The 6,781-nt window shown below is 59.3% G+C and carries 4 protein-coding genes; all 4 read left to right on the top strand.

Features of this window, described 5'->3' with window-relative positions:
* The first annotated feature begins 128 nt into the window (after positions 1–128).
* Complete coding sequence (locus tag Mhypo_RS16855) at positions 129–2,003, top strand: peptide ABC transporter substrate-binding protein (protein ID WP_119342403.1); 1,875 nt, start codon at positions 129–131, stop codon at positions 2,001–2,003.
* Positions 2,004–2,185: 182 nt separating this feature from the next.
* Positions 2,186–4,033, top strand: a complete 1,848-nt coding sequence (locus Mhypo_RS16850; protein ID WP_119342402.1) for a peptide ABC transporter substrate-binding protein — start codon at positions 2,186–2,188, stop codon at positions 4,031–4,033.
* A 136-nt stretch (positions 4,034–4,169) separates the two neighbouring features.
* A complete protein-coding gene (locus Mhypo_RS16845; protein ID WP_119342401.1) occupies positions 4,170–5,180 on the top strand; it encodes an ABC transporter permease in 1,011 nt (336 codons plus the stop codon).
* Between the two features lie 8 nt (positions 5,181–5,188).
* A complete protein-coding gene (locus Mhypo_RS16840; protein ID WP_119342400.1) occupies positions 5,189–6,406 on the top strand; it encodes an ABC transporter permease in 1,218 nt (405 codons plus the stop codon).
* Positions 6,407–6,781 lie beyond the last annotated feature (375 nt).

Genomic DNA, 6,781 nt, shown 5'->3' with positions numbered 1-6,781 from the left:
GCGAGGGTCAAATAGGGCAGCACCAGAGCCCATTCCTCATCACGGACGTCCGATGGGTAAGCACGGCGGTTCATGCTCTAAACATAACTGCAGTGCCTGATTTGGGTAAGGTGGTTTGTAGATTCTAGATGAATCGTTACAGCAAGATTGTTGCACTGGGTCTAACTTTGGTGGCCGGTGCAGCCCTGGCCGGCCCGGCGGACAACAGCCTGGTTGTGGGGGCATCCCAAGAACCGCGGGTGCTGGCGGGCGATTTCTTGAACGTGATCTCCAACCAGTCCATCAAGGTAGAGATCGAGAACTATCTTTTCGCACCCCTTATTGTGCAAAACCTGCGGGCTGAAAACGAAGCTGTGCTGGCTACCGAAGTGCCTACCCTGGCCAACCGCCGCCTGCGGGTGACCGATATTGGCGGTGGTAAGCGTCGCCTCGAGATCGACATTACCCTGAAGCCCAACCTGCGCTGGTCGGACGGCGACCCTCTGGACACCGACGACTTTGCCTTCTACTTCGAAGTTGGTAAAGCCAAGGGAATGGCCCTCAACAACCCCGACTACTGGGAACGGGTCAACCTGCGCGTCCGCGATAAGCAGAACATGACCGTTATCTTTGAGCCGGCCTACTACTACGACACCTACGGCTCGCCCATGGGCTACGCGCCGGTGCACAAGATGGGCCCCGAATGGGAGAAGGTAAAAGCGGCTGCCGCGCCCCTCAACCCCGACCGCGACGCTCAGCGTCTTAACGAGCTGTACCGCAACTTCTTCCAGCAGTTCAGCTCTAACCAGGCCATCAACGCCGGACGCATGGTCTACAGCGGCCCCTTCCGGGTGCAGCGCTGGGTTTCCAATAGCTCCATTGAGCTGGTTCGCAACCCCAACTTCAATGCCATCACTCCGCAAGGTGGGGCCAATAACTATGTCCAGCGCGTGATCTACCGCATCATCCAGAACACCAACTCGCTCCTGGTAGCCATTCTGGGCGGTGGCATCGATGCTACCTCGACTGTGGGCATCTCCGCCGACCAGGCCCGCAGCAAGCAGCTCACCAGCCGTGCGGCCGGACGCTTTGATATCTGGGCCATTCCGGGTGCCATCTGGGAGCACATCGATATCAACAAGTTCACCAACGTGCAGCGCGTGCGGGATCTGACCCTGGACGATAAGCGCACCCGTCAGGCCCTTTTGCACGCCATCAACCGCGATGCCTGGGTTCAAGCCTTCTTTGATGGCGCCGAGCCGGTTTCCCACACCTGGGTGGCCCCTTCGAACCCGCTCTTTAACCCGAACGTCAAGAAGTACGAGTACAACCCGGCCCGTGCACGCGAGCTGCTGGCCCAGGTGGGCTGGCGGCCCGGCCCCGACGGCATCCTGCAGCGCACGGTGGATGGCCGCACGGTGCGCTTTGAGCTCGACTGGGTAACCACAGCCGGCAACGCTATCCGCGCGCGTACCCAGCAACTCTTCATCGAGCAGTGGCGCCAGGTGGGTATTGCGGTCAAGACTGCCAACGCCCCCAGCGCGGTTGTCTTCGCTGACGACTTCATCCAGCGGGCCGAGGAAGGCAAGTGGGTGTTCTTCATGTTTGCCTGGGTGAGCAGCCTGGCGGAAGACGGCAACCTCTTCCAGTTCAAAAACCTCAATACCGGCGCTCAGCTGGTGCCCAGCAAAGAAAATAACTACGCTGGGCAGAACATCGGCAACTGGCGCAACGACGAGTTCGACCGCCTGACCAGCCAGGGGGTGCTCGAGTTCGACGAGGCTCGCCGCAAGCAACTCTTCGCCCGCGCCCAGGAGATTTGGGCTGAAGAACTCCCGGCCCTGCCTCTGCGCTTCCGCTCCAATTTCCTGGTGGTACGCAGCGGCCTGGTCAACTATGTAGCCTCGACCTACTCCGGTGGCAACGGCTACCCCGGTTGGAACGCCTGGGAGATTGGTTGGGCCAGCCGTGGGGCGGCCAAGCGCCACGACCAGGCCCAGGCGGGTGGTATCGCCATCAAGTAACCCTCTTCTTGTGGATTGCAAAACCAGGGGATCCCCTGGTTTTGCTTTTATGGAGGCCTGATCAGGACTATAAATGGCTTGTCGCCTACATGTATGATGCCTGGTAGTTAAGCGGGTACACAAATCGTCTGTTGGACAATAGAATCAGGCCCAGCCAAACACTGGCTATAAGAGGAGGAGCGATGAAACGGAAGCTCGTTACGCTAATGGTTCTGAGTGGGTTGGCCCTGGCTGGCCCGCAGGACAACAGCCTGATCATCGGGGCGGCCCAGGAGCCCCGGGTGCTGGCCGGGGACGTGGTCAATGCGATCTCGAACCAGTCCATCAAGTTCGAGATAGAAAACTTTTTGTTTGCCCCCATTGTGCAGACCAACCGCGACCTGAATGTGATTCCGGTAGTGGTGACGGAAGTGCCCACTGCCCAGAACAACCGCCTGCGCTTTGTGAATGTGCGTCCGGGGGTGCGGCGCCTCGAGCTCGACTACACCATCCGCCCCGATGCGGTCTGGTCAGACGGGCGGCCCATCAGCACCGAGGATGTGGCCCTGTACTTCGAGATGGGCAAGACCAAGGGCGTACCCTCCACCAACGTAGACTTCTTTGACCGGGCCACCCTGCGGGTGCGCGACGCCCGTAACTTCACAGTAAGCTTGGAACCGGCCTACTTCTACGACCTCGACATCAACCAGGTCTACTACGCCCCCAACCACATCATGCGGGCGGAGTGGGACAAGGCCAAAGCAGCGGCAGCACAAACCACCGATGCAGCCCGCCAGGCCGAGATTTTCCGCAACTTCTTTACTCAGTTTTCCAACCCGCAGTTTCTAAACAGCGGGCGCATGGTCTACTCGGGCCCCTTCACCCTGACCCGCTGGGTTCCCGGTAGCACCATTGAGATGCAGCGCAACCCGCGCTTCTGGATCAAGCCCCCCGGCGGCGAGGACAAGTATGTGCAGCGCGTGGTCTACCGCATCATCCAGAACACCAACTCGCTCTTGGTGGCCATTCTGGGGGGTGGGATTGACGCGGCCTCGAGTGTCTCCATCTCCTTTGACCAGGGGCGCAGTAAGCAGCTCACCAGCCGCGCATCAGGCCGCTTCGAGATCTGGTCGGTGCCCACGCCTTTCTTCGAACACCTGGAGATCAACCAGTTCACCAATGTGCAACGGGTCAAAGATCTGCAACTCGACAACGTCAAGACCCGCCAGGCCCTGATATACGCCATGAACCGCGAGGGCATTACCCGAGCCTTCTTTGATGGGTTGTATACGGTCTCGCATACCTGGGTGGCGCCGCAGAACCCCATGTTCAACCCGAACGTGACCAAGTACCCCTACAACCCCGAGCGGGCCCGTCAACTGCTGGCCGAGCTGGGCTGGCGCCCTGGGCCGGACGGCATCCTGCAACGCACGGTGGATGGCCGAACCGTGCGCTTCGAAATCGAGTGGGCCACCACCGCCGGCAACCAGGTGCGGGAGCGCATTCAGCAATTCGTAGCAGAAAACTACCGCCAGGTAGGCATTGCCGTTCGCATCAACAACGCGCCCAGTGCAGTGGTTCTGGGGGCACAGTACCGGGCCCGGGCCCAGGAGGGGACCTGGACGGGCTTCCTGCACTTCGCTTTCAGCATGGGCCAGGCCGATGATGGGGTACGGTCGGCCTGTCGGGACGAAGAGGGCAAGGTGGTGTATGTGCCTACCCGCGATAATGGCTTCCGGGGCCTGAACTTTGGTGGCTGGTGTAACGAGGAATTTGACCGCCTGCGCAATCAGGCGGTGCTCGAGTTCGACGTTAACCGCCGCAAGCAGCTTTTTGCCCGTATGCAGGAGATCTGGGCCAACGAAGTGGCCATGATCCCCTTGTACTTCCAGTCCGACGCGCGGGTTTTCCGGGTAGGCTTGCTTAACTACACCTCTTCTACCTTTGCTAACTCCGCCTACCCCACCATTGAGCCCTGGCTGATTGGCTGGCAGTCTCGAGGGGCCCAAAAGGTCTACGACCAGGCCAAGTACGGCCAGCCCATCAAGTAACAAAGCTTTAGTCGGTGGAGCCCCCTCCAACCCGGAGGGGGTTTTTGCTGTGGGCAACGAACCATCCACCATTCGGTGGATATTTGCAAGGGTGACTATAGATACAAAAAAGGTCATGGGGCGGTAATATGGGCCTGTGTTTGCTTACACGATTCGCCGACTGCTGCAAATGATTCCATTGTTGTTTGCAGCTTCAGTAGTGATCTTCACTTTGTTGGCCCTACAACCAGGAGACCCGCTGGACGAACTGCGCCAGCAGAACCCCCGCATCACCGCCGAGCAACTGGAGCAACTGCGCCGGGCCTATGGCCTGGATCAGCCCATCTACGTGCGCTACTTCAAATGGCTTGGTCGGGCCCTGCAGGGCGACTTTGGTCAGTCCCGCACCTACGCTTCTCCGGCAGGACAGATTATTTTCGGTCAGCGCTTGCCCCGCACCCTGGTGCTTTCGGGCGCAGCATTGACCCTGGCCTTGCTGGTGGCTATACCAGTAGGCATTTTCTCGGCAGTGCGGCAGTACAGCCGGGCCGATTATGTCATCACCTTTTTCTCGTTCGTGGGGTTCTCCATGCCCATCTTTTTTCTGGGTATTCTGCTATTGTTCTTGTTTGCCGTTTGGCTACCTGAGCAAATACCCTGGTTCCCAAAGTTCCCTGTGCAAAGCATCTCCGACTTCCAGTGGTCGCAAGTGCAAAGCGGCGAGATTACCTTCTTGCAGTTCATCGGCGATTGGGCCTTTAAGCTGGTCTTGCCTGTACTGGCCCTTTCTACCATCCAGATGGCTGCCTGGACGCGCTATATGCGGGCGAGCTTGCTCGAGGTCTTGAACCAGGACTACGTGCGTACTGCGCGAGCCAAAGGCTTGGGTGAGCGCGTGGTGCTTTACAAGCATGCCCTGCGCAATGCCCTCATTCCCATCGTTACCCTGGTGGGCCTGGCCATTCCTGGGGTTTTTGGGGGCGCGGTCATTACCGAGACCATCTTCTCCTACCCGGGCATGGGCCGGGCCATTTTCGACTCGCTGGTAGAAAAAGACTACAACGTTGCGATGGCAGCCCTGGCCTTTCTGGCCTTGCTGACCGCGACCTTCAACCTACTGGCCGACTTGATGTATGCGGTGGTTGACCCCCGCATCCGCTATAGTTAGGGGGTTTTATGGCTGCTGTTGCTACTGCTTCTAAACAAAAATCCCAATCTACCTGGACTCTAGCCTGGCGACGATTTCGCAAGCACAAGGCTGCCATGTTCTCACTGGGGGTGGTGATTGCGCTGGTGCTGATGGCGATTTTTGCCCCCTGGATTGCGCCCTACAGCCCCACCGCCCAGCCCACAGGCGATAACCTGGCCGACTACTATTTCCAGGGGCCCACGAGGGAGCACTGGCTGGGCACCGACGAGCTAGGCCGCGATGTGCTCTCGCGCATTATTTACGGCGCGCGTATCTCCCTTCTGGTGGGATTTGTAGCTGCTTTTGCGGCTGCCTTGTTGGGAACCACCCTGGGGGTGATTGCAGGGTATTTCTCGGGTAGACCGCTGCGCTTCTACGCCGGCCCGCTGGCCAAGCTGTCAGGTGGTTGGAGCCCCTGGCCCTTTGCCATCTGGCGGGTGATTTCCTGGGTTTTACTGTACGCGTTACTGTTTCTGGTAGCGGACCTGGCCTGGGTACTATCTGGCTCAAATGTGCAGGCCCTTTTTGCGGGTACCGCATCCCTGAACAATGTCCTTTCTTTGCTGGGACTGGTGCTGGTTTGGGGCGTGGTGCTGTTTATTGCTGGTTGGGGGCTTTTTGGTCAGGGTAAGCTTGATCTGGACATCGCCATTTCGCGCTTCATGGACTTCATGCTGACCATCCCCGAGCTTCCGCTGCTGCTAGTACTCTCGGCCCTCTTGCGGGACACCCAGGGGGCAGTAGGCCAGTGGGCTCAGGGTGTGTTTGGGGAGTCGGCCTCGGTTTTTATTATCATCACCATCATCGTGCTGTTTGGCTGGATCGGGACGGGTCGGCTGATCCGGGGGGCGGTGCTTAGCCTGCGAGAACAGGAGTTCACCACCGCTGCCCAGGCCCTGGGGGCCGGAGAAGCCCGCATCATGTTCCGCCACCTGGTACCCAACACCCTGGCCCCGCTGATTGTGAACGCTACCCTGGCCATCGGGGGGGCCATTCTGACCGAAGCTGCCCTCTCGTTTCTGGGCTTTGGTATTCAGCCGCCGGTAGCCACCTGGGGCAACATGCTCACCAAGGCCCAGGAATACATTTTTACTGCGCCTTGGTTGGCGCTGGCACCGGGTTTCATGATCTTCCTGACGGTGCTGGCCTTCAACTATCTGGGGGATGGCCTGCGGGATGCGCTCGACCCGCGCAGCAGACTGTAAGCTGATTGGAACTGAGCCCTGGGGGGTCATTGGGACGCCCCAGGATTTTTGTTGAGCATTTGCATGAACCTCACAGAAGAGGGCGGATTGCGTACAGGGTGCAGCAGGGCTGGTGCATAAAGTAGAACCACTCCTTCCTGCCCGAACTGGGGAGGCCAGGTGGGGGCATAATAAGAAATCCCTCTGATCCATTCCCTCATCATCCTCCCGGCCACCAGTGGAAGAGGGTATGGCTCCGAATAAGGTCCGGCTGGGTCTGCAGGTAGGCACAGCGGGCTTCCACTTTGCTCCACAGTGCCTCTTCATCCTCCACCTGCCCATTGGCCACCACCCCATCAATCAGCCCCCAGGTTCGTTCCACGGGCTGCAGCTCAG

This window comes from Meiothermus hypogaeus (assembly GCF_003574035.1).
Classification (GTDB): Bacteria; Deinococcota; Deinococci; order Deinococcales; family Thermaceae; genus Meiothermus; species Meiothermus hypogaeus.
The sequence above is the reverse complement of the archived record's forward strand: the minus strand, read 5'-3'. Positions and strand labels throughout refer to the sequence as shown.

What these genes read in the sequence shown, in the direction of transcription:
- Mhypo_RS16855 (WP_119342403.1), top strand. Translation starts at nt 129, where the DNA reads ATGAATCGTTACAGCAAGATTGTTGCACTGGGTCTAACTTTGGTGGCC.
- Mhypo_RS16840 (WP_119342400.1), top strand. Translation starts at nt 5,189, where the DNA reads ATGGCTGCTGTTGCTACTGCTTCTAAACAAAAATCCCAATCTACCTGG.
- Mhypo_RS16850 (WP_119342402.1), top strand. Translation starts at nt 2,186, where the DNA reads ATGAAACGGAAGCTCGTTACGCTAATGGTTCTGAGTGGGTTGGCCCTG.